Source organism: Nocardioides marinisabuli (assembly GCF_013466785.1).
In the GTDB taxonomy this organism is placed as follows: Bacteria; Actinomycetota; Actinomycetes; order Propionibacteriales; family Nocardioidaceae; genus Nocardioides; species Nocardioides marinisabuli.
Genome location: NZ_CP059163.1, coordinates 258,265 through 279,574, shown reverse-complemented (window position 1 = coordinate 279,574; position 21,310 = coordinate 258,265). Strand labels below are relative to the sequence as shown.

Here is a 21,310-nt window from a genome sequence, read left to right as displayed (position 1 = left end):
CCGGCCGGGCCGGCACCCGCGCGCGGCCGAACCTTTACCGACGCCGCGGCCTGTACTGTGACCGTCGTCACCCCACGCACGTAGGGTGAACAGGATGAGCCACTCGGACGCCGTCCTGACCACCGTGCTCCCGGAGCCGGGCCAGGACCACGTGTCCACGCCGGCCGGGCCGGTGGCACGCCTGATCGACGGGGGCGACCTCGACTGCGGAAGCGGGCTGCTGCTGCTGATCACCCGCAACATGCGCCGCCTCGACGACGGCGGGCACCTCGGCATCCGCAGCGCCGAGCGGAGCGTCACCGTCGACCTGCCGGCCTGGGCCGACCTGGTCGGGCACAGCGTCGAGGTCGCGCACGCCGAGTCCGAGCAGGGGCCGTGGTGGTTCGTCGTGGAGAAGTCCGGCGCGCCGGCCACCGTCTTCACCACCGGCAAGAGCACTCCCGTCGGCGAGCGGCTGTGGGTCTACACCAACTTCGACTGCAACCTCGCCTGCGACTACTGCTGCGCGCAGTCCTCCCCGCGTGCCGAGGCGCGGCGCTTCCCGGTGGAGACCGCCCGGGCGGCCTTCGAGGAGTTCGCCGCGATGGGCGGCAAGGAGGTCTTCCTGACCGGCGGCGAGCCGTTCATGCACCCCGACCTCGACGGGCTCGTCGAGGCGGCAGCCGGGCTCGAGCGCACCGTGCTGACGAACGCGATGATCCTGGGCCGCGGGCGACGCCGCGAGATCCTCGAGGGCCTCGACCGCTCGGTCGCCCTGCAGGTCAGCCTGGACAGCGCCACCCCCGACCTGCACGACCGCCAGCGCGGCGCCGGCACGTGGGGCAAGGCCCTCGACGGCATCGAGCTCGCCGCCTCCCTCGGCTTCCGGGTCCGCATCGCCGCCACGCTGTACGACGAGGACCCCGCGGGCGTCGAGGCCCTGCACCGGCGCCTCGACCAGCTCGACATCGCCCCGGAGGACCGGGTGATCCGCCCGGTGGCCGCCGAGGGATTCGCCGACCAGGGGATCCACGTCTCGATCGACAACCTCGAGCCCGAGCCGACCCTGACCGTCGACGGCGCCTGGTGGCACCCGGTCGCGGTCACCAACCCGCACATGCGCATCGCCGACCACCCGCTGCCGGTCAGCGAGGTCATCGGGGTCATGCGCGACACCGTCGCGGTGCAGGACGCCGCGGCCGCCACCGGACGAGAGGTGTTCCGCTGTGCCTGACACGCTGCGCGCGCTGGTCGGCTGGGTGCTGGCCCCCGACACCGACGAGGTCCCCCGCCGCCAGGCGGTCGGGCTGGCGTTCCTGCGGGTGACCGTCGGCCTGATGTGGCTCTACAACGTGGCCTGGAAGGTGCCGGCCGACTTCGGCCGCGACTCCGGCAACGGGCTCTACAAGTTCACCGGCTTCGCCGTCGACCACCCGGTGCTGCCGCCGTACTCGTGGCTGGTCGAGAACCTGGTCCTGCCCAACATCTCGGCGTTCGGCTGGCTGGTGCTGGCGGCCGAGACCGCGCTCGCGGTGCTGCTGGTCTCGGGCACCTACGTGCGGGCCGCGGCCCTGCTCGGGATCGCGCAGTCGGTGGCGATCGCCCTCTCGGTGGCCTACGCGCCCGAGGAGTGGCCCTGGTCGTACTGGTTGATGATCGCCGCCCACGTGGCCCTGGTCGTCGGCTCCTCGGGGCGCGCCTTCTCCGTCGACGCGGTCCGCGCCCGGGTGGTCCCGCTCGCCGGGCTGCAGCGCCCCTGGGGCGTGCTGGCGGTCGTGGTCGGGCTCTACAGCGTGGTCGCCTCCCTCGACGACCCGCTCGCCTCCCGCGGCCCGGGGCTGCGCTCGACCGACCCCTCGCTCAGCCTCGGCGTCTACAACCTGCTCGGCGGGCTCGTCGTGCTGCTCGTCGGTGTCGGGCTGCTGCTGGCCGCCCGGGGCGTGCGGGTGGCCGCTCCGGCCGCCGCCGGCCTCGCGCTGGCCGGCGCCCTGCTGCTGCGGGTCCAGATCGGCTTCACCGACCCCTGGCTCGGCGGCAACGCCACCAGCGTCGCCGTGCTGATCATCCTGGCCGTGGTCGCGCTCGCCGACCGCCTGCCCACGGGCCCCCGCCCGGGGGTCGCTCCCTCCGCCCCCACCGAAGGACGTCATCGATGAACCCCACCCGCCGCGCCCTGCTGGGCGGCACCGCCGGCCTGTTCCTCCTCACCGCCTGCGGCAACGACGCCGACGACGCCTCGGGAGCGGCGGGCACGGAGGGCTCGGCCCCCGTGCTGGGCATCTCCGCGATCCCCGACCAGGACCCCGAGCAGCTCAACCGGCTCTACGGGCTGGTCGCCGACGCCGTCGCCGACGCCACCGGCCTCGAGGTCTCCTACGAGGCCGTCACCGACTACACCGCCGTGGTGCGGGCCTTCGAGGTCGGCGACATCCACCTGGCCTGGATGGGCGGGCTGACCGGGGTGCAGGCCCGCAGCCGCGTCGAGGGCGCGCAGGCCATCGCGCAGCGCGACATCGACGCCGACTTCCACAGCCTCTTCATCGCCACCAAGGCCTCGGGCATCGAGCCCTTTGACGACACCGAGGGGCTCACCGCCCTCGAGGGGCACAGCCTGACCTTCGGCTCCGACACCTCCACCTCGGGCCGGCTGATGCCGCAGTACTTCATGGAGCAGGCCGGGCTCGAGGTCGCCGACCTCAAGGGCGAGCCGGGCTACAGCGGCTCGCACGACGCGACCATCGAGGCCGTCGCCAGCGGCAGCTACGAGGTGGGCGCGGTCAACGAGCAGGTCTGGGAGGCGACGGTCGAGGCCGGCGAGGTCGACCTCTCCGACGTGGTGGTGCTGTGGCGCACGCCGGGGTACGCCGACTACCACTGGCTGGTGCGCCCCGACCTCGACGAGACCTTCGGCGAGGGCACCACCGAGGCGATCGCGCAGATGCTCTACGACCTCGACCCCGCCGACCCCGACGACGCGGCCATCCTCGAGCTCTTCGGGGCCACCTCCTTCGTGCCGACCGAGAACGAGAACTACGACCAGATCGAGGCGGTCGCGAAGGACCTGGGGCTGCTGGCGTGAACGAGGCCGGGGCGGCGCCGGTCGTCAGGCTCACCGGGGTCTCGCGCCGGTTCGGCGACCGGGCCGCCCTGGCCGGGATCGACCTCGACGTCCACCGCGGCGAGCGGGTCGCTCTGCTGGGCTCCAGCGGAGCCGGCAAGAGCACCCTGCTCTCGCTGCTCAACGGATCCGTGCGGCCCAGCGAGGGCACCGTCGAGCTGCTCGGGCAGCGCCCCGACCAGCTGGGCCCCCGGCCGTTGCGCCGCCTCCGGGCCCGCATCGGCACCGTCCACCAGCGCCTCGACCTCGTCGAGCAGGTGCGGGTCGCCCACAACGTCAACGCCGGTCGCCTGGGCAGGATGAGCACGCCCACCGCGCTGCGCTCGCTCGTCTGGCCGGTCGGGATGTCCGAGGTCCGCGCGGTCCTGGAGCAGGTCGGCCTGGGCTGGGCCGTCCACGAGCGCACCGAGCGGCTCAGCGGCGGCGAGCGGCAGCGCGTCGCCATCGCGCGCCTGCTGCTGCAGCGTCCCGAGCTGGTGCTGGCCGACGAGCCCGTCTCGAGCCTCGACCCGGCCCGCGCCGCGGAGATCCTGCGGCTGCTGACCCAGGTCGGTGGGGCCACCGGCGCGGACGCACCCACGTTCGTGGTCAGCCTGCACCAGCCGGCGCTGGCCCGCGAGCACTGCACCCGGGCCATCGGCCTGCGCGAGGGCCGCGTCGCCTTCGACGTCGCGGCCGCCGACCTCGCCGACCACCACCTCGAGGACCTCTACGTCCTGACATGACCACCCTCGACCGACCCGCGACGCGCACCACGGCGCGGCGGGGCACCACCGGGCGGACCGTCTGGGGACGTCGCCTCGTGGCGCTCGCCGTGGTCGTCGTGCCGCTGCTGTGGGCCTCGGCGCGGACCCTGGGCGGGGGCGTCGACCTGGTCAACACCGGAGGGCTGGGCCTGGTCGACGACCTGCTCGGCAAGGCCCTCGACCCCGCTCTCGACGCCCAGTTCCTGGCGGTTGTGTGGCGAGCGCTGCTGGTGACCGTCGCCTTCGCCCTGCTGGGCACCGCCGGGGCGCTCGTGCTCGGCGCCGTGGGCGGGCTGGTGCTCAGCGACGTCGCCTGGGGCGAGCGCCCCGGCCGGTGGGTGGGCGTCGTGCGCGTGCCGTTGCGGGGGGTGCTCGTGGCCGCCCGCTCGATCCACGAGCTGGTGTGGGCGCTGCTGCTGGTCAGCGTGCTGGGCCTGGACCCGCTGGTGGCGGTGATCGCCATCGCGGTGCCCTTCGGTGCCCAGACCGCGAAGGTCTTCGCCGACACCCTCGACTCGACCACCCGGGGCCCGCTGGAGGCGCTGCGCGTCGCGGGGGCGCGCCCGGTGCCGGCGCTGGCCTACGGGCTGCTGCCCGGGGCGCTGCCGCTGCTGCTGTCCTACTCGTTCTACCGGCTCGAGTGCGCGATCCGGTCGGCGGTGATCCTGGGGGTCGTCGGCGTGGGTGGCCTGGGCCAGGAGCTCGTGGTGAGCCTGCAGTCGCGCAACTGGGACGAGGTCTGGACCCTCATCGGCGCGGTGCTGCTGCTCTCGGCGGTGGTCGACCTGTGGAGCACCCGGGTGCGCACCGGTCTGGCGGTGGCCAGCTGCTCGGACTGGTCGAGCGGTCGCACCGGCGCGCCCGCGTCCGGCTCGCGGTGGGTGGGCTGGTCGGGGTGGGCGCTGCTGCCGATGCTCGCGGTCGCGTGGTGGTACGCCGACGTGTCGCTGTCGGGGCTCTTCTCCGAGCGCACCCGCGAGCTGTCGGTGCGCCTGGGCGACGACCTGCTGCCGCCGGCCCTGCCGCCGGGCGGCTGGGCGACGCTGAGCGCGGGCGTGCTCGACACCGTCGCGATGGCAGTGCTCGCGATGGCCTTCGCGGTCGCGCTGACGCTGGCCATCGGCCCCCTGGCCTCGCGGCCGCGTCGCGACCAGGACGGCAGCGGCGCCGGGCCGCTGCGCTGGGCCGGGTGGGCCGTCGCACGGCTGCTCCTGCTGGTGCTGCGCTCGGTGCCGCCGACCGTTGTGGGCGGTGGTCGCGCTGCTGGCCCTCTTCCCCGGCATCCTGCCCGGCGCCGTGGCGCTGGGCCTCTACACCGGCGGCATCCTGGGTCGCCTGGTCGCCGAGGCCTGGGAGTCGGTGCCGCTGCGCCCCCGCGCGCGCGCTGCAGGACGTCGGGTGCCGCGGCCGCTGGCGGGGCTCGCCGCGACCGTGCCGGCGGGCGTGCAGCCGCTGGTGACCTACACGCTCTACCGCTTCGAGATCTGCGTGCGCGACACCGCCATCGTCGGGGTGGTCGGCGCCGCCGGCCTCGGGCGGCTGCTCCAGGAGAACCTCAACGCGTTCCGCTTCCCGGCCGTCACCACCCTGCTGATCGCCTCCTTCGCCGTCTCGGTGGCCGCCGAGCTGGCGGGCCGCCGCATCCGCCGCGCCCTCGCTGCCTAGAGCCGCACGCGGCCCACGCAGCGCTCGCCGGAGCCCTGGTGCTTCGCCTTGAACCGGAACGAGTCCGTGCCCTTGTGGTCGGCGGTGCGGCGTTCCACCTCGAAGGAGCCGCTGGGCCCCTTGGTCCTGCTCTTGCCGCGGGCGACGACGGCGCCGTCGTGGCGCAGCACCCACCGCCAGGTCTGTCCCACGCGGTTGCTGTCGATCTCGGCCTCGACCTCGATCCGGCCGTCGTCCGGCCCCGCCTTCATCTTCCAGTCCGTGCTGCCGGTGCACGAGCCTCGTCGCAGCACGTCGTCGTCGCCGGCCACCGCCGCGCCCGCGGCCGCCCCGGTCAGAGCCAGGCTGGTCACTGCGGCCACGAGGCCGCGTCTCGTTCGCGTCATGGGGGGCTCCTCAGCTCCCGGTGAGGCCGCGTGCCGGCCTCGAAGGGGGGCAGGGTGCGACCGCTGCGTCAACAACCAGTCAACGCCTCGAGGGCCGGTCCTCCGGGCCTGGGCGGGTGCTCGACGCCGCTCCTCGACCCCAAGGAATGCCCAAGGCCGGGGGAGCAGTCTCGTGCGCGGAGCACCGGGGACGCGGTGCCCGAGGAAGGGATCAGCGATGACGGCGTTGACGAGACGCCAGGTCCTCGCCTACGGGGGGCTGGGGCTGGGCGTGGCAGCAGTGGGGACCGCGGTCCCCTTCGGTGAGGGTGTGAGCACCAAGGACTGGATCAGCACCTCGCGCAAGCCAGCCAGGTTCGCGCGACGGCTGCCGATGCAGACCCCGCTGGTCCCCGTGCCCGCGAGCGACGAGGCGGGCGACTACCTGCTCTACGAGATCAGTGAGCAGGCCTACACCGGCCAGCTCCTCGACGACGGCGCTGGAGCGACCAGGCTCATGGGGTACGCCCCGGTGGGGGCCACCCCGACCTTCACCGGTTCCCTCATCAAGGTCGACCAGCACACCCGGGTGCGGCTGCGGGTGCACAACGACCTGCCCCCGGTGCACCCCGACTTCGGCCACGCGATGGGCACCTCGGTGCACCTGCACGGCTCCGCGACCCTGCCGCAGTACGACGGCTACGCCGACGACGTCACCCAGCCCGGGCACTACAAGGACTACTGGTACCCGAACCACCAGGGCCCCCGCACGATCTGGTACCACGACCACGCCGTGCACAAGACGGCGCAGAACATCTACAGCGGGCTGGTGGCCCAGTACCACATCCAGAACGACTGGGAGAAGGCGAACCTGCCGCAGGAGCGCTACGACGTGCCGCTCACGGTCCACGACGCGATCTTCGCCAAGGACGGGTCGCTGACGCACATGGACCGCGACCACTCGGGTCTCTACGGCGACGTGATCATGGTCAACGGGGTCCCGTGGCCCTACCACGAGGTGGAGCGCCGCTTCTACCGCTTCCGGATCCTGATGGGCACGATCTCCCGGTCGATGACGCTGAGGTTCGTCAACAAGCGCACGAGGCGCACGCTGCCCACCTGGGTGGTCGCGACCGACGGAGGGCTCACGGTCCCGCAGCAGGTCACCAGCTGGCGCCACGCCAGCGCCGAGCGCTACGAGATGATGGTGGACCTCGGCTCCTGCCGGGTCGGTGACGTCGTGGAGCTGCTCAACTCCAGCAACAAGAACAACCGGGACTTCAAGCACACCGACAAGGTGATGCAGCTGCGCGTGACCTCCGAGCCCACGGACACCCGCTGGAACCAGGTCGTCACGCCTCCGCCCGAGGAGCTGCACCCGATCATGTCGGTGCCGGTCGAGGCGGCGCGCCGGACCCGTGACATCGACCTCGAGCGCGACGACGACACCAACGTCTTCCTGCTCAACGAGACGAGCTGGGAGGACGTGCAGGCCGAGAGCTGGAACCTCTTCCTCGACGAGCGCGGGGACCCCCCTCGTCCCGGGGACGTGGAGATCTGGCGGCTGGAGAACAAGTCCGGGGGGTGGTTCCACCCGATCCACATCCACCTCGTCGACTTCCGCATCATCGACCGCGACGGCGGCTCCGATCGGGTCCAGCCCTGGGAGAAGGGGCCCAAGGACGTGGTCTACGTGGGCGAGGGGGAGATCGTCGAGGTGCTGGTGCAGTACTCCGTGGCGCCCTCGCACTACCCCGACGGGCGCTCCACGGGGCCCGCCGGAGCCGGGGCCGAGCTCGGCGGGCGCTTCATGGTGCACTGCCACAACGCCTCGCACGAGGACCACGACATGATGGGGCAGTTCGTGCTCGCGGCCGCCGATGGCACGGTCCACCTGGGCGAGGACCACCCCAACCACCCGGTCCACGGCGCGCCGCCGGTGTGAGGCGGCCCGGGGTGCGTCCTGCGGGAGCGACCCGGCGACCGGACCGCCGGGCCCCGGTCCTGGCGCACCGGCACGCCGTCGCCGCCGGGCTCCTGCTCCTGCTCGTCCTGCTCCTGCTCGTGCTGCTCGTGGTCCGCGCGACCCTCGTGGTCCCGGTGCGGGTGTCGTCGGCCAGCATGATGCCCACCTTCGAGGCCGGCGACGTCATCCTCGTGTCGCGGCTGGCGCCGGACGTCGAGGACCTCGCCCGCGGCGACCTGGTCGTGTTCCGGGACCCCGCCGGCGGCCGGACGCTCAAGCGGGTGGTGGGGCTGCCCGGCGAGCGCGTCGCGATCCTGGACGGCGTGCTGCACGTCGACGGCGAGCCGCAGGAGGAGGTCTGGGTCACCGACCCCCTGGACGGCTACTACACCCGGGTGTGGACCGCCGGCGAGGGGGAGGTCGTGGTGCTCGGGGACAACCGCGGGAACTCGATCGACTCGCGGGACTACGGCCCGGTCACGGAGGAGGACCTGGTGGGCCGGGTGCTGGTGCGGCTCTGGCCGCCGGGGTCCGGCACCGGCTCCTGAGGGCCGTCGCGGTGGGCGCCCCGGAGCGCCTCCTCGGCCCCCACGAGCAGGAGCCACCCCGCGGCCGCGGCCACCACGAGGCCGGCGACGCGCTGGTCCCGCAGCGGGTCCGACCAGCCCAGCCGCAGCTCCAGGAACCAGTCGGCGGCCAGGAGGCCGTCGCCGACCGTGAGCCGGACGGCCAGCACGCCCAGACCGAGCGCGACCAGACCGACGGCACCGACCGCGTCGGCCGGCCTCCCTGCACCGGGCCCCGGGTCGAGCAGCGGCGCCACAGCGCGAGCCCGATCGCCAGCGCCAGGGCGGCGGCGACCAGTCGTCCTGCCGACGACCGCAGCGAGGTCTCCAGGACGGGGCCGACCTGGACGAGCAGGACCGCCGCGCACGCGATCGACGCGCCGACCAGCGGGGCGGGTGCCCGGGCCCGGCCCCGGGCGAGGGTCAGCGGACGACCGGCCAGCAGCAGGGTCGGTGCCACCACCAGGAGCACGACCAGGCTGCCGAGGTGCACGCTGAGCAGGACGGGTGCCCAGGCGGCGAGCCCGGAGCACAGCACCATGAAGACCACGAGCAGCCCCGCGACGAACGCGACGGTGCGGCGCGCGGGCCACCGGGCCCCCGTGCGCGTCGAGGCCGACCGGGCCGCTGCGACGTACCAGACGAGGGCGGCCGCCAGCACCGTCACGACGAGGACGTCCGGCCGCGCCTGGGTCAGCACGCCGGGGACCGAGAGCACGGGTGGGGTCGAGGACGCGACGTGGTCGTCGGCGCTCGGGGCGAGCGCGGACGGTGGCGGTGTGCGCGAGAGCGCCACCGCCAACCCGGCCGCCGCCCCCATCCACGCCAGCTCGGCCGACGCCAGGGCCGCGAAGGCGCCCGGCTCACCCCGCCCGAGGCGGGGCAGGGTGCGGCGCCGGTGCAGGTGGCCGGCTGCCCCGAGCACCCCGAGGACCCCGACCTTGGCCGCCACCACGGCGGCGTACCCGCTGAGCCAGTCGGGCCCGGGGGGTCCGAGCACCCCGGCCGCCGAGACCGCCCCGCCGCCGGCGAGGGCGACAAAGGCCCCCAGGGCCAGCCTGCTGAAGCGCGGGGCCGCGACGGACAACCCCGCCGGGTCGCCGCGCAGGTGCAGCACCAGCGCCGCCAGGCCGCCCACCCAGAGCACAGCGGCCAGCACGTGGACGAGCAGGGCGCTGGTCGCCGCCTGCGAGCCCGGCTCGCCGCCGGCCACGTGACCCGTGAGCGGCATGGCCAGGGCGGCGCCCAGGGCGACCCCCAGCAGTCCTCGTCCCTCCCATCGTCCGCGCAGGCGTCCCCCCGCCACCGCGAGCGCCGCGGCCAGGAGAGCGACCGAGGCGGCGGCCGAGACCTGCGGCGTGCCGACCACGCGCGACACGGTGGCGACGTCGAGGTCGCGCGGGGCGACCCCGCTGGCCTCGCTCATCGTGAGGAACCACGTCGCGGCGGCCGCCAGCGACCAGCACGCCGCCGACGACCGGACGGCGCGCCCGACCGGCCGGCCCGGCAGCAGCGCCACGGTGAGCAGCAGCGACCCGACGGTCGCGATCGCTGCCAGGTCGCTGGCCAGCCGGGCGAGCCGGACACCCCAGCCCACGAGGGGGCCCGGGTCGGACAACCCCGGCGGGACCTCCTCGGGGCCGCCGCCGGCCAGCACCATCGCCACGACGGCGACCGCCACGCTCGTGCCGACCACGCCGGGCAGCACCGAGCGGTGGGTGGACGTGGCGCGGGGCCGGGCACGGGTGCTCATGCGCCCAGGCTGGGCGGGCGGCCTTGCGATCCGGTTGCGTCCGCAGCGGACCCGGTGCAGGACCTCGGGCCGGGACCCCGCGCAAGCAAAATCCAAGGTGCGGCCCCGATGCTGGCGACTTCCCCCACTGAGACCGGCCTGGGCCGGAGAAGGAGCTGAGCACCATGGCCCCCACGCAACGATCTCGCACCTGGGTGGCCGGCTCGCTGGCCTGCCTGCTGGTGCTGACGCTCGGCACGAGCGCGCTCGCCGTCCCGGTCACGCCCACCGGGCCCGACGGCAGCCCACTGACCAGGTCCGGGCGCCTCGTCGAGGCCGGCCCCACGGCCGAGCACGGGTTCCCTGCCTGGTACCGCGACAGCAACGGCGTGCGTCTGGAGGCGTGCACGACCCTCGACGACCCGCTGTGCGCGACGCTCCCGGACGAGGTCCCGAACCCGGACGCCCCGGTGTCCTACCCCGACAACTTCCCGGGTGAGTTCTTCTACCAGCTGGCGGCGGCCTCGGTCACCGGGGACGGGGTCGACATGGGCGTCGGCCTCGACCTCGAGGGAGCCTGGGCCAACGAGGCGGTCGTGGACGGCGACCAGATGGTCTTCGGCCGGGTCCGCATCCGGGACCGGGCGATCGCCGACGGCCACTACCGGGTCACCCACCCCTACGGCGCCGACGAGTTCGACGTGGAGGGCGAGGGGATCAACTACACCGAGGACATCGGGACCACGCCGGGGGCCTTCGGGCAGGCGCTGGGCAGCCGGATCGGGCCGTTCCTGACCTGGGATCCCGACGTCGCCCCGGCCGCGCCCGAGGGCTACGTCGGCGACCCCGCGGTCGAGCACCCCGTGGTCGGCAGCCCCTACGGCACCAACTACGTGTCGGTCGAGCGCCGGGACGAGTCCGGCGCCTGGGTGGAGCTGGCCCGGACCGACCTGTTCACGATCCAGGGCCGGCACGCGGTGAACTCCGGGGTCGAGGCCGACCACGCCACGTACACCGTGGGGGCCGACGGGACCGGCTTCGTCGACGTCTACGCGACCTCGGACGCCGGGCAGTCCCTGGCGGTCGAGGACAGCGGGCTCGGGTTCGTCGCCACCCGGATGGAGTCCGACGGCAGTCGCTACTTCGGCCGGTACGCCATCGACCAGTCGCCCGACGGGAAGTCCGTCACGGTCGCCAACGTGGGGGACCAGCCGGTCGCCCGCAAGGAGATCGGGCTCGTCGACGTGGTGACCGTCTCCGCGGTCACCTACGACGCCGACGCGGACCTGCTCACGGTCTCCGCGACCTCCAGCGACCAGGACTCCACGCCCGCGGCCCTGACGGTGCTGGACCAGCCCGTGCAGGAGGGGACGGCCGTCATCGAGACGACGGCCCCGCCGCCCTCGGTCACCGTCACCTCCGACAAGGGCGGGGAGGCGAGCGCCCCCGTGACGGTGTCGGGGGCCGGGTTGGAGGCGGACGCTCCGGTGGCCGTCGGCACGGCGACCCCCGAGGTGGCGGCGCCGGCACAGCGGGTCACGCTCGACGCGACGTCGTCCACCGGCACGATCACCGGCTACGCCTGGCAGCAGGTGCCGGCCGCGGGCGCGGACGGCGAGGTGCCGGTCACCGACGCCAACCGGGTGGAGCTCTCGGGGGCCGACCAGGCCGTCGCCACCTTCAACGCCCCGCAGGCCGCCGGCCCCCTCGCCTTCGAGCTGGTGGTCAGCGGGCCTGCGGGGACCAGCGCCCCGGCGGTCGTGACCGTCGAGGTCACGGGTACCGACCCCGAGGGACCGCCGGCCGCTCCCCGGGCCGACGCGGGGCCCGACCAGGAGGTCCGGCGCGGCGCGAGCGTGACGCTCGACGGAGGCGCCAGCACCCTCGTGGACGAGTACGCGTGGTCCCAGGTCAGCGGGCCCGAGATCAGCCTCAGCGGGGAGGACACCGCCACCCCCCGGTTCGCCTTCCCGCTGATGGCCCTGCCCACGAACACCTCGGGCCCGAACCCGCAGTACGCGACGCAGGCGGACCCGGTCGTCCTGCGGCTGACGGTGACCGGCCAGGGCGGGCAGCAGTCCACCGACGATGTGGTGGTCTCCCCGGCCGCGGAGACCCTGACGATCACCGTGGGCGAGTTCCGCAGCGGCCGGCAGTGGCGGGTCAGGGGCACCTCGTCCTTCCCCGTCGGGCACCGCGTGGCGGTGGTGCTGGGGGGCGCCCTGACCGGCCGGACCCTGGGGTTCGCCGAGGTGGACACCCTCGGTGACTGGGACTTCCGGGGCGCAGGCACCGTGGCCCCGGGTGGCGAGAGCACCGTCAGCGCCGTCAGCACCATGGGCGGGTCGCACACCGGGTTCGCCTTCCGGTCCCGCTGACGTCGCCCCCCCACGGCGAGGGCCGCACCCCGGGTGCGGCCCTCGTGCGTGCGCCCGTCGGCCCAGGGACGCCGGGACCGGGGACTAGTCACTTCTGGGGGAGGGCGCGCCCCCAGAAGTGGGGCTGTGGTACGCGGCCGGCCTGCCGAGACTGGAGGAGCCCGGGGGCGATCGCACCCCGGCTGGGGAGGTGGCAACCGATGGAGATCCGGCTGTTCGGCGCGACGACGGTGCGGTGCGGGTGCGGGTGCGGGAGGCCGCCGACCGACGCCTTCGGCGGACCCAAGCCGCAGCAGATCGTGGAGATCCTCGCGCTGTCGGCGGGGACCCCGGTGTCCAAGGAGAAGCTGGCGGACCTGCTGTGGGAGGGGCGGCCGCCCCGGTCCTACCTCGGGACGCTCGAGAGCTACGTCTGCGTGCTGCGCCGGTCGCTGGCGCGCAGCTGCGGCGACGGCGGGGCGGCCGGGATCATGACGGTCCCCAACGGCTACGTCGTGGTCCCGGGCGTCGTCAAGGTGGACCTGATGCAGTTCCGCGCGCTCGTCAGCGCGGCCGTGGTGAACACCGCCCACGACCACGCCACGGCGCTCTCCGCGCTCGAGGCGGCGCTGTCGCTGGTGAAGGGCGAGCTGCTGGCCAGCGAGAGCCTCGCCTCGTGGGCGCTGGGCGAGCGGGAGGAGTTCCGCGACGAGCTCGCGCAGGCCGCGTCCCTGGCCGCCGAGCACGCGCTGGCGCTCGAGCGCTTCGGGGCCGCCGTACGGCTGGCCACGACGGCGGTGCGCGCCGACCAGTTCGCGGAGGACGCGTGGCGCACGATGATGGCCGCGCTGTGGGCGTCGGGCCGGCGCTCCCAGGCGCTGCACCGCTTCTCCCAGCTGCGCGACCTGCTCGTCGACGAGCTGGGCGCCGAGCCCAGCCGGGAGACCACCGACCTCTACCTGGCGATCCTGCGCGGCGGTGCCTCCCGGGAGGCCGGTGCGCACCGTGAGCGTGACGACGCCGCGGGGGCGGAGGAGGTGCGGATCCTGGTGGGGCTCCTGCGCCAGATCCTGACCTCGGTGCCCGGCCTGGAGCTGCCGCCCCGGGAGGGCGAGGTCGTGCGGGCCGCCCACCGCTGGGTCGACGCCTTCTGAGCATCGGCGGCGTCGATCCCCGAACCCCGCATAGTGGGGATGAAGCGGGGTGGTCACCGCTGCCAGCCTGGCGGATGACCGACGGGGGTGGCGATGCTGGCACGAGCACAGGCACGGGGGGACCAGGCCCGGTCGCGCGTCCTGGTGGTCGACGACCACCGGACCTTCACCGACCTGACCAGCCTGGCGCTGGCGACCGAGGACGACCTGCTGTGCGTCGGTACGGCGACCGACTCCGCGCGGGCGCGTCGGCTCGTCGAGCAGCACCACCCCGACGTGGTGCTGATGGACGTCAACCTCGGCGGTGAGGACGGGCTGGTCCTGACCGAGGAGCTGCTGCGGCTGCGGCCCACCCTGCGCGTGGTGGTCCTCACCGCGTACGCCGACCTGGGTGTCCTGCGGCGAGCGGCAGCCGCCGGAGCCTGCGCGCTGCTGCCCAAGAACGGGTCGCTGCCCGAGCTCCTGGAGGTGCTGCGCACCGCCCGGCCCGGGGGCCTGGTCGTGCACCCCAGCCTGCTGCGCCGCCTGGTCGGCGAGGGCGGTGGCGGCACGGCCTCCGCGGCGCCCGTCCCGCGGCTGACGGCGCGCGAGCGCGCGGTCCTGGATCGCCTGGCCCAGGGGCACGACGTGCGCTGGATCGCCCGGGACCTGGACATCACGGTCAACACCTGCCGCGGCTACGTGAAGTCGCTGCTCGCCAAGCTCGACGCCCACTCGCAGCTGGAGGCCGTCGTGGCCGCCACGGCACACGGACTCCTCCATGGGCCGGGGCCGGGCTGAGGACTCCCCGGCCTCGACGGGGGCCGACGACACGGTGCGCTCGGCCGTCACCCGGTTCGTGCTGCTCAGCGTGCTGGCGGCCCTGCTCCTGGCCGGCGTCGCGGTCGTGGTCGCCGAGCGGATCGCCCGTGAGCGCGCGCTCGACAGCGCCCGCGCGGTCGGCACGGCGCTGGCCACCCGGCTGGTCTCCCCGCTGGTCGACGGCGACCTGCGCGAGGGGGACCCAGCGGCGCGCGAGCGGCTGGCGTCGGTGATGCGCAACCGGATGCAGGACGGCAGCATCCGCCACGTCAAGGTGTGGGCGGCGGACGGCACCGTGCTGTGGTCGAACCAGGCGCGCCTGGTCGGCAAGCGCTTCGACCTGCCGGACGACGTACGCGGGCTGCTGGGCAGCTCCCGGGCAAGGGTCGAGGTGTCGGAGCTCTCGCGCGAGGAGAACTACGCGGAGCAGGACGAGGGGCCGCTGCTGGAGGTCTACGTGGGAGCACGGGACGACGACGGGCAGGAGATGGTCGTCGAGGCCTACCTGGCGACCGAGCAGATGGAGCGCGACGCCGAGAAGGTCGTGGTCTCCCTCGTGGGCCTGGCCGTCGGGTCGCTGGGGATGTTCCTGGTCGTCGTGATGCCGCTCGCCGTGGCGCTGGGGCGGCGCGTGCGACGGGCCGAGCGCGGACGCGCGGTGCTGCTCAGGCACGTCCTGCTCGCCTCCGAGCTCGAGCGCAGGCGCATCGCCGCGGCGCTGCACGACGGCGTCATCCAGGACCTCGCCGGCCTGGGCTACGCACTGCCCGCCGTGGCCCGCTCGCTCCCACCGGAGCCCGAGGCGCCCGGGGTGCGCCGGCACCTCGACCACTTCACCGACCTGGTGCGCGACGACGTCACCAAGCTGCGCCGGCTGATGAGCGACATCCATCCCCCCGACCTCGCCGGTGCCGGGCTCGCCGAGTCGGTGCAGGAGCTCGTGGCGAGCGAGTCGGCCGCCGCGGGCGTCGAGTCCCGGGTCACGCTCGCCCCCGACCTGGAGCTCACGCCGGACGCCGCTCGCCTGGCCTACCGGGTCGTGCGCGAGGGGGTGCGCAACGTCGTGAAGCACGCGGGGGCCCAGCACCTCGACGTCGATGTCCGGCGCCGTGACGGGCAGGTCCTGGTCCGGGTGTGCGACGACGGGCGGGGGCCGGCGCGCCCGCAGGGCGACGACACCGAGGGGCACCTCGGGCTGCGGCTGCTGCACGACGCCGTCCACGACCTCGGCGGTCGGCTGGACCTGACGGCGACGTCGCCGGCGGGGACCGAGCTGAGCGCCGCCTTCCCCGAGGCGCTGGTGACGGGGTGAGGGCGTCCGGCGTCCCGAGGTCAACCCCGCCCCAAGGTCGCGCGGGGAGGCTGGATCGACGACGTCAGGGGGAGACGATGAGGCAGTCGCAGCACTGGCGGGCGGTGCGGGTAGCCGTGGTGGCCGTCGTGGTCGTGCTCACCGCCCTGGTCGGCGCTCCCGCGCACGGGCACACCGGTCTCGTGGCGAGCACGCCCGGCGACGGTGACACCATCAGCAGCCCGCTGGAGCGGGTGGCGCTGGCCTTCGGGACCCCGATCGACCCGCACCACGTCGAGGTGGTCGTGCAGGACGCCTCCGGCCGGACCGTCTCGCACGGTGCGGCGGCCGTCTCGGGGAGCAGCGTCGAGCAGGCGCTGCGGCTGTCGAGCCCCGGCGAGCACTCGGTCGGCTACCGGGTGGTGGGGTCGGACGGGCACGCGGTCGTGGGGTCGTTCACATTCACGGCCACCGCCGCGGCGGTCGCACCCGACGGCGACGCCGGCTCGCCGAGCCGGGCGACGGGTTCCTTCCAGGTCGCGAGCAGCGATCCCGGCGAGGAGCTCTCGAGCCGGGGGACGGTGGTGCTCGTGCTGGCGGCGGGGGTGCTGGCGCTCGTGGTGATGACCGTCGTCGGTGTCCGGGGACGGGCGGTGCGCGCCCCCGAGCCCGACGACGACTACTGACGCCCGAGCACCGCCAGGGTCCGCTGGGCCATCTGCTCCTCGCCGAGGGCGTTGGGGTGCACGATGACGGGGTTGGTGCCGGCCAGCACCGGCTCGACCCAGCGCTCGCCGGGCAGCTGGCAGGCGTCGTGGCCGTCGGAGACCCGGTTGAGGTTCACGTACGTCGCCCCGGTCGCCCGGGCGGCCCGCTTGACCGCGTTGTTGAGCACGCGCTGCAGGGTGCGCAGGTAGGGCACGTCCCCGCGCGCGACGGGCATCAGCGGGTAGCAGCCCACCCGCTCCGGCATGATCCACGGGTAGCCCAGGATCGCGACCTCCGCCCTGGGGGCGCGGCGCTGCACGTCGCGCAGCGCCCTGCGGATGGCCGGGAAGGTCGTCGTGCGGATGGTGGTGACGAAGGAGTCGCCGTACTCGTCCTTGCAGGGGCTGCCCTGGCCCAGCGTCGCCAGGCCGGCGGCGCCGCACTGCAGGATCGAGTTGAGGAAGACCGAGCTGTCGTTGCCGCCGATGGTCATCGTGACCAGGCGGGTGCGGCGGCTCAGGGCGTCGAGCTGGGGCGGTACGTCGTCGTACTGCGACCCGCGGTAGTCACCGGTGTCGGCGGCACCACAGGTCACGTCGGTGAGGCGGGCGCCGATCGCCTCGGCGATGACGTGGGGGTAGTTGCGGATCGAGCGCAGGCACTGCACCGGCGCGGCCGGGTCGAGCGGCAGCACCCCCGAGGCCGCGCTGTAGGAGTCGCCCATGGCGACGTAGCGCACCCCGGCCCGCTCCGCCGGCGTGGTCTCGGCCAGCGCGGGAGCCGTGGCGGGCACGAGCGTCGCCAGCAGCGCGAGGGCGGTGGTGGCGGCGGCGAGCAGGGCGGGGCGACGGGACACGGGGACTCCAGGCGTACGACGGGGGCGGCCGGCGCAGCGTAAGCCGCAGGAGTGGCGCGGGCCACACCCCGCCCACGGGACGGACCGGCAGGGGGAAGTGGCGCCGGCTCGGCGGGGAGCTGGCGCCGGCTCGGTGAGGAACTGGCGCCGGCTCGGCGTCAGCGCAGGCGGCGGGTGTCGTCGGCCAGCCGCACCGTGCGGCCGGTGCGGTCGAGGTGGGCCAGCAGCGCCAGGGCCACCCGCCGGCTGGTGCCCAGCGCGCTGCGGGCGGCGGTGACGGGAAAGGGTTGCTCGAGCGCCGCGAGCAGGGGGAGGGCCTCGTCGTCGGCACCGGCGCGCACCACCACCGCGCCACCGAGGTGCAGCACGGCCCCCGCCCGGTCGAGGCGGGCCAGGGCCCGGGTGTCGAGCCCGAGCTCGCGCAACCGGTCGGCGCTGGGCGCGGCGAAGGCCGGCTCCAGGTCGGCGCGCAGCGCCTCGAGCGCCGCGGCCAGGTCGGGCGGCACCTCGGGGCCGCGGGTGCGCCAGCGCCCGCCCTCGAGCCGCGCCCCCGGGACCCCGACCGCGTCGAGGAGCGCCGGGTCGGGCAGGCCCGCGGCCTGCGCGAGCTCGGCGGGCGCGAGCCCGTCGGCCGCCCCGGGAGCGCCCAGGGCTGCACGCACCCGCTCGGCGGCCTGCTCGGCCCGGGCGGGGTCGAGCAGCCAGCCCCCGGCGCGCGCGGCGCCCGGGGTCGCGGCCGGGTCGAGGCCGGCCCGGCGCAGGTCGTCCTCGCGGGCGAGCCCCCGCACCCGCAGGTCGGCCGCCGTCGACCCGTCGAGACGGGCCAGGTCGACGGCGCGGGCCCGGGCGGCCCCCCGCCGCCGCAGGGACGGCGGCCGCGGGTCGAGCACGCGTACGCCGCGCACGACCCGGTCGCCGGTGGAGCGCAGCACCGCGCGGTCCCCGACCCGCAGCGGCAGCGGCCGCTCCAGGCGCAGGCGGACCAGTCCCGGCGCCCGGGCCGGGTCGAGCGGGCGCGCGTGCACGGCCAGCTGGGTCGAGCCGACGTGCAGCAGCGGCCGCTCGGGCAGCCGGTCGAGGTCGGGGCCGGTGACCTCGACGTCGAGCAGGTCGACGTCGAGGAAGGCGCCGGGGGTGACCAGCGCGGCGCCGCGGCCCAGGGCGTCGACGGCGCCGGGGGAGCGGTCGGCGAGCGCCAGCGCGACCCGGGCGACCCCCGTCACGGCGTCGCGGCGGCGGCCCAGCGACTCGACGCGGCGCACCCGCACGGGCCCGCCCGGGCCGTCGAGCACGTCGCCCTCGTGCACGGTGCCGGCCGGCAGCGTGCCGGTCACGACGGTGCCGGTGCCGCGCACGTGGAAGACCCGGTCGACCCACAGCCGCACGTCGGCGCCGGGGTCGGGGGCCGGGACGCCCGCCAGCACCCGCGCCAGCGCCGCGCCCACCTCGGTGCGCAGCGTGGCCGCACCCTCGTCGTCGCCGGCCGCGGTGACGACGTGCGGCACGTGCGCCAGGCCGGTGCGGGACAGCTCCTCGCGGGCCCGCGCCAGCGCGGGGGCAGGGTCGGCCAGGTCGGCGCGCGAGACCACCAGCAGGCCGTGGGCCACCCCCAGCGCGTCGAGCACGGCGAGGTGCTCGGCGGCCTGCGGCATCCACGGGTCGTCGGCGGCCACGACCAGCACCGCCACGGGCACCGGGCCGACCCCGGCCAGCATCGTCGCCACGAACCGCTCGTGGCCCGGCACGTCGACGAAGGCCACCTCGCCGGCGCCCGGCAGGTCGGTCCAGGCGTAGCCGAGCTCGATCGTCAGCCCGCGGCGCTGCTCCTCGGCCAGCCGGTCGGGGTCGGCACCGGTGAGCGCGCGCACCAGCGTCGACTTGCCGTGGTCGACGTGGCCGGCGGTCGCGACGACGTGCACTCAGCGGCCCCCGTCGGCGGCGAGCACGCGTCGTACGCCCTCGACGAGCGCGGCGTCGTCGCTGCCGGGCAGCGCCAGCAGGTCGAGCAGCAGCCGGCCGTCGTGGACGTGGCCGACGACGGCCGGGTCGCCGTGGCGCAGCGGGGCGGCCAGGTGGTGCGGCAGCGCGACCGCGGCGCTGGGCAGCGGCACCCCGGGCGCGCCCCCGCCGCCGACACGGCCCTCGGAGGCCACCGCCTCGGCGGGGCCGCCGATCGCCGTGGCCAGCCGCCGGGCGCGGGCGAGCAGGTCGTCGGGACGGCTCGCCAGGGCCGCGGCCACCGGCGGCGCCGGGCCGGTCAGGGTCGCCTCGAGTGCGGCCAGGGTGAGCTTGTCGACCCGCAGCGCGCGGGCGAAGGGGTGGCGGCGCAGCCGCTGCACCAGCGCGGCCCCGCCCAGCAGCAGCCCGGCCTGCGGGCCGCCGAGCAGCTTGTCGCCGGAGGCGGTGACCAGGTCGGCGCCCGCGCGCAGGGTGGTGGCGGCGTCGGGCTCGTCGGGCAGCCGCGGGTGCGGGGCGAGCAGGCCCGAGCCGATGTCGGCGACGACCGGCACCCCCAGGCCCGTCAGCGCCTCGACCGGCACGCTCGAGGTGAAGCCCTCGACGCGGAAGTTGGAGGGGTGCACCTTCAGCACGAAGGCGGTGCGCTCGCCGACGGCGCGCTCGTAGTCCTCGAGGTGCACCCGGTTGGTGGTGCCCACCTCGCGCAGCCGCGCGCCCAGCGACTCCATCAGCTCGGGGATGCGGAACCCGTCGCCGATCTCGACCAGCTCGCCGCGCGAGACGACCACCTCGCGCCCGGCGGCGAGGGCGCAGGTCGCCAGCGCCAGGGCGGCGGCGCCGTTGTTGACCACGTGCACGCCGCCGGCGTCGGGGACGGCTGCGGCCAGGGCGGCCAGCGCGGCCGCGCCGCGGGGCCCGCGCAGGCCAGAGTCTAGGTCGAGCTCGACGTCGGTGGCCCCCGCCGCCAGCGCCAGCGCCTCGACGGCGGCCGGTGACAGCGGGGCCCGGCCCAGGTTGGTGTGCACCACGACGCCGGTGGCGTTGAGGACCCGGCGCAGCGAGACCGGGGCGGCCGGCAGGTCGTCGAGCACGGCGACCACCACGTCCTCGGGCGCCACCCGGCCCGCGCGGCAGGCCTCGAGGGCCGCGACGACCCCGGCCTTGACCCGCGCCCGGCCGAGCCGCTCGAGCGCGGGCGCCAGGGCCGGGTCGTCGAGGACGACGTCGGTGCGCGGGACCCGGCGGCGGGTGTCCTGCACGGGCCCCTCCCCGGGTGGCGACGGCGTACGACGGCTGGCGGAGGCGGACGGGAATCGAACCCGCCTGACCGGGGTGCCCGGTCACAACGGCGTTGAGGGCCGCGCCCGTCACCAGACGAGGTACGCCTCCGCGCTCAACATAGCCCGACGACACGCGGGGGCCGTCCCACCCCCAGGGTGCTGGTCAAGGGTGAGGTGGGTGGTGCAGGGTGTCGCCATGGAGCAGTTCCTCGGGTGGCCGCTGGTGCGGCAGGTGCTCGGTCGCGACCGGCTCGGTCGTGGCGAGGCGGCCATGTCGCAGCGCAGCCGCGGCCTGCAGCCGCGCACCACCACCGCCGACCGGGTCGTCGACTCGGTCTGCCCGTTCTGCGCCGTGGGCTGTGCCCAGAAGGTCTTCGTCAAGGACGAGAAGGTCGTGCAGATCGAGGGCTCGGCCGCGAGCCCGGTCTCGCGCGGGCGGCTGTGCCCCAAGGGCAGCGCCAGCAAGCAGCTGGTCACCTCCTCCAGCCGCGTGACCACGGTCCGCTACCGGCGCCCGCACGGCACCGAGTGGGAGGACCTCGACCGCGAGACCGCGCTCGACATGATCGCCGACCGCGTCATCGCCACCCGCAAGCAGTTCTGGGAGTGGGAGGACGAGAAGGGGCGGCGCACGCGCCGCACGCTCGGCATCGCCAGCCTCGGAGGGGCAGCCCTCGACAACGAGGAGAACTACCTCATGAAGAAGCTGTACACGGCGATGGGGGCGATCCAGATCGAGAACCAGGCCCGTATTTGACACTCCTCCA

The 21,310-nt window shown here is 75.5% G+C and carries 19 protein-coding genes, 1 tRNA gene and 1 pseudogene; 14 read left to right on the top strand and 7 right to left on the bottom strand.

Features of this window, described 5'->3' with window-relative positions; translation table 11 throughout:
* The first annotated feature begins 94 nt into the window (after positions 1–94).
* The 5 genes and pseudogenes from H0S66_RS01320 to H0S66_RS20910 all read left to right on the top strand — a co-directional run.
* Positions 95–1,213 (top strand): radical SAM protein, encoded by a 1,119-nt coding sequence (locus H0S66_RS01320; protein WP_179613773.1) that lies wholly within the window; start codon positions 95–97, stop codon positions 1,211–1,213.
* Entirely contained in the window at positions 1,206–2,135 is a 930-nt protein-coding gene (locus H0S66_RS01315; protein ID WP_179613772.1) for an Rv1678 family membrane protein, read from the top strand. The genes H0S66_RS01320 and H0S66_RS01315 overlap by 8 nt, the downstream gene beginning before the upstream one ends.
* Positions 2,132–3,058 (top strand): putative selenate ABC transporter substrate-binding protein, encoded by a 927-nt coding sequence (locus H0S66_RS01310; RefSeq protein ID WP_179613771.1) that lies wholly within the window; start codon positions 2,132–2,134, stop codon positions 3,056–3,058. Before H0S66_RS01315 ends, H0S66_RS01310 begins: the two co-directional genes overlap by 4 nt.
* Positions 3,055–3,822, top strand: coding sequence for a phosphonate ABC transporter ATP-binding protein (locus H0S66_RS01305; protein WP_179613770.1), 768 nt, complete (start codon positions 3,055–3,057; stop codon positions 3,820–3,822). The genes H0S66_RS01310 and H0S66_RS01305 overlap by 4 nt, the downstream gene beginning before the upstream one ends.
* A pseudogene (locus H0S66_RS20910) lies at positions 3,819–4,586 on the top strand (PhnE/PtxC family ABC transporter permease); the annotation flags it as partial. The gene H0S66_RS01305 and the pseudogene H0S66_RS20910, both read left to right, overlap by 4 nt.
* Here H0S66_RS20910 and H0S66_RS20245 read toward each other — a convergent pair.
* Positions 4,472–4,909: a hypothetical protein gene (locus tag H0S66_RS20245; protein ID WP_258017058.1), complete on the bottom strand. Its 438-nt coding sequence runs from the start codon at positions 4,907–4,909 to the stop codon at positions 4,472–4,474. The pseudogene H0S66_RS20910 and the gene H0S66_RS20245 overlap by 115 nt on opposite strands.
* Before the next feature lie 185 nt (positions 4,910–5,094).
* Here H0S66_RS20245 and H0S66_RS20240 point away from each other — a divergent pair, with 185 nt between their 5' ends.
* Complete coding sequence (locus tag H0S66_RS20240; protein WP_258017057.1) at positions 5,095–5,508, top strand: PhnE/PtxC family ABC transporter permease; 414 nt, start codon at positions 5,095–5,097, stop codon at positions 5,506–5,508.
* On the opposite strand, the gene H0S66_RS20235 is transcribed toward H0S66_RS20240, so the two are convergent.
* Positions 5,505–5,894, bottom strand: coding sequence for a hypothetical protein (locus H0S66_RS20235; RefSeq protein ID WP_179613768.1), 390 nt, complete (start codon positions 5,892–5,894; stop codon positions 5,505–5,507). The genes H0S66_RS20240 and H0S66_RS20235 overlap by 4 nt on opposite strands.
* Positions 5,895–6,204: 310 nt before the next feature.
* Here H0S66_RS20235 and H0S66_RS01295 point away from each other — a divergent pair, with 310 nt between their 5' ends.
* Together H0S66_RS01295 and lepB are read left to right on the top strand one after the other, a co-directional pair.
* On the top strand, positions 6,205–7,818 hold the full coding sequence (locus H0S66_RS01295; RefSeq protein ID WP_179613767.1) for a multicopper oxidase family protein: 1,614 nt from the start codon (positions 6,205–6,207) through the stop codon (positions 7,816–7,818).
* A gap of 11 nt (positions 7,819–7,829) precedes the next feature.
* Positions 7,830–8,387, top strand: a complete 558-nt coding sequence (gene lepB / locus H0S66_RS01290; protein ID WP_179613766.1) for a signal peptidase I — start codon at positions 7,830–7,832, stop codon at positions 8,385–8,387.
* Here the strand turns inward: lepB and H0S66_RS01285 are convergent.
* Positions 8,317–10,158, bottom strand: coding sequence for a copper resistance D family protein (locus H0S66_RS01285; RefSeq protein ID WP_180923741.1), 1,842 nt, complete (start codon positions 10,156–10,158; stop codon positions 8,317–8,319). The genes lepB and H0S66_RS01285 overlap by 71 nt on opposite strands.
* 164 nt (positions 10,159–10,322) lie before the next feature.
* Here H0S66_RS01285 and H0S66_RS01280 point away from each other — a divergent pair, with 164 nt between their 5' ends.
* The 5 genes from H0S66_RS01280 to H0S66_RS01260 all read left to right on the top strand — a co-directional run bounded on the left by H0S66_RS01280 (position 10,323) and on the right by H0S66_RS01260 (position 16,426).
* The gene (locus H0S66_RS01280) at positions 10,323–12,515 is read left to right on the top strand and encodes a PKD domain-containing protein (protein WP_179613764.1); all 2,193 of its coding nucleotides are present in this window, start codon (positions 10,323–10,325) and stop codon (positions 12,513–12,515) included.
* Positions 12,516–12,715: 200 nt separating this feature from the next.
* The gene (locus H0S66_RS01275; protein ID WP_179613763.1) at positions 12,716–13,648 is read left to right on the top strand and encodes an AfsR/SARP family transcriptional regulator; all 933 of its coding nucleotides are present in this window, start codon (positions 12,716–12,718) and stop codon (positions 13,646–13,648) included.
* A gap of 93 nt (positions 13,649–13,741) precedes the next feature.
* A complete protein-coding gene (locus H0S66_RS01270; protein ID WP_179613762.1) occupies positions 13,742–14,428 on the top strand; it encodes a response regulator in 687 nt (228 codons plus the stop codon).
* Positions 14,409–15,761 (top strand): sensor histidine kinase, encoded by a 1,353-nt coding sequence (locus tag H0S66_RS01265; RefSeq protein ID WP_179613761.1) that lies wholly within the window; start codon positions 14,409–14,411, stop codon positions 15,759–15,761. Before H0S66_RS01270 ends, H0S66_RS01265 begins: the two co-directional genes overlap by 20 nt.
* Positions 15,762–15,838: 77 nt before the next feature.
* Positions 15,839–16,426: a copper resistance CopC family protein gene (locus H0S66_RS01260; RefSeq protein ID WP_179613760.1), complete on the top strand. Its 588-nt coding sequence runs from the start codon at positions 15,839–15,841 to the stop codon at positions 16,424–16,426.
* Here H0S66_RS01260 and H0S66_RS01255 read toward each other — a convergent pair.
* The 4 genes from H0S66_RS01255 to H0S66_RS01240 all read right to left on the bottom strand — a co-directional run bounded on the left by H0S66_RS01255 (position 16,420) and on the right by H0S66_RS01240 (position 20,652).
* Complete coding sequence (locus H0S66_RS01255; RefSeq protein ID WP_258017056.1) at positions 16,420–17,304, bottom strand: SGNH/GDSL hydrolase family protein; 885 nt, start codon at positions 17,302–17,304, stop codon at positions 16,420–16,422. The genes H0S66_RS01260 and H0S66_RS01255 overlap by 7 nt on opposite strands.
* A gap of 158 nt (positions 17,305–17,462) precedes the next feature.
* A complete protein-coding gene (locus H0S66_RS01250) occupies positions 17,463–19,223 on the bottom strand; it encodes a selenocysteine-specific translation elongation factor (protein WP_179613759.1) in 1,761 nt (586 codons plus the stop codon).
* Complete coding sequence (gene selA, locus H0S66_RS01245) at positions 19,224–20,522, bottom strand: L-seryl-tRNA(Sec) selenium transferase (protein WP_179613758.1); 1,299 nt, start codon at positions 20,520–20,522, stop codon at positions 19,224–19,226.
* 35 nt (positions 20,523–20,557) lie between these two features.
* A tRNA-Sec gene (locus H0S66_RS01240) sits at positions 20,558–20,652 on the bottom strand.
* Between the two features lie 69 nt (positions 20,653–20,721).
* On the opposite strand from H0S66_RS01240, the gene H0S66_RS21105 reads away from it, so the two are divergent.
* Positions 20,722–21,300, top strand: coding sequence for a hypothetical protein (locus H0S66_RS21105; RefSeq protein WP_477529335.1), 579 nt, complete (start codon positions 20,722–20,724; stop codon positions 21,298–21,300).
* Positions 21,301–21,310 lie beyond the last annotated feature (10 nt).

Coding starts and splice junctions, on each gene's coding strand:
- H0S66_RS01320 (WP_179613773.1), top strand. CDS start 95: ATGAGCCACTCGGACGCCGTCCTGACCACCGTGCTCCCGGAGCCGGGC.
- H0S66_RS01310 (WP_179613771.1), top strand. CDS start 2,132: ATGAACCCCACCCGCCGCGCCCTGCTGGGCGGCACCGCCGGCCTGTTC.
- H0S66_RS20235 (WP_179613768.1), bottom strand. CDS start 5,894: ATGACGCGAACGAGACGCGGCCTCGTGGCCGCAGTGACCAGCCTGGCT.
- H0S66_RS01285 (WP_180923741.1), bottom strand. CDS start 10,158: ATGAGCACCCGTGCCCGGCCCCGCGCCACGTCCACCCACCGCTCGGTG.
- H0S66_RS01280 (WP_179613764.1), top strand. CDS start 10,323: ATGGCCCCCACGCAACGATCTCGCACCTGGGTGGCCGGCTCGCTGGCC.
- H0S66_RS01275 (WP_179613763.1), top strand. CDS start 12,716: ATGGAGATCCGGCTGTTCGGCGCGACGACGGTGCGGTGCGGGTGCGGG.
- H0S66_RS01270 (WP_179613762.1), top strand. CDS start 13,742: ATGCTGGCACGAGCACAGGCACGGGGGGACCAGGCCCGGTCGCGCGTC.
- H0S66_RS01265 (WP_179613761.1), top strand. CDS start 14,409: ATGGGCCGGGGCCGGGCTGAGGACTCCCCGGCCTCGACGGGGGCCGAC.
- H0S66_RS01260 (WP_179613760.1), top strand. CDS start 15,839: ATGAGGCAGTCGCAGCACTGGCGGGCGGTGCGGGTAGCCGTGGTGGCC.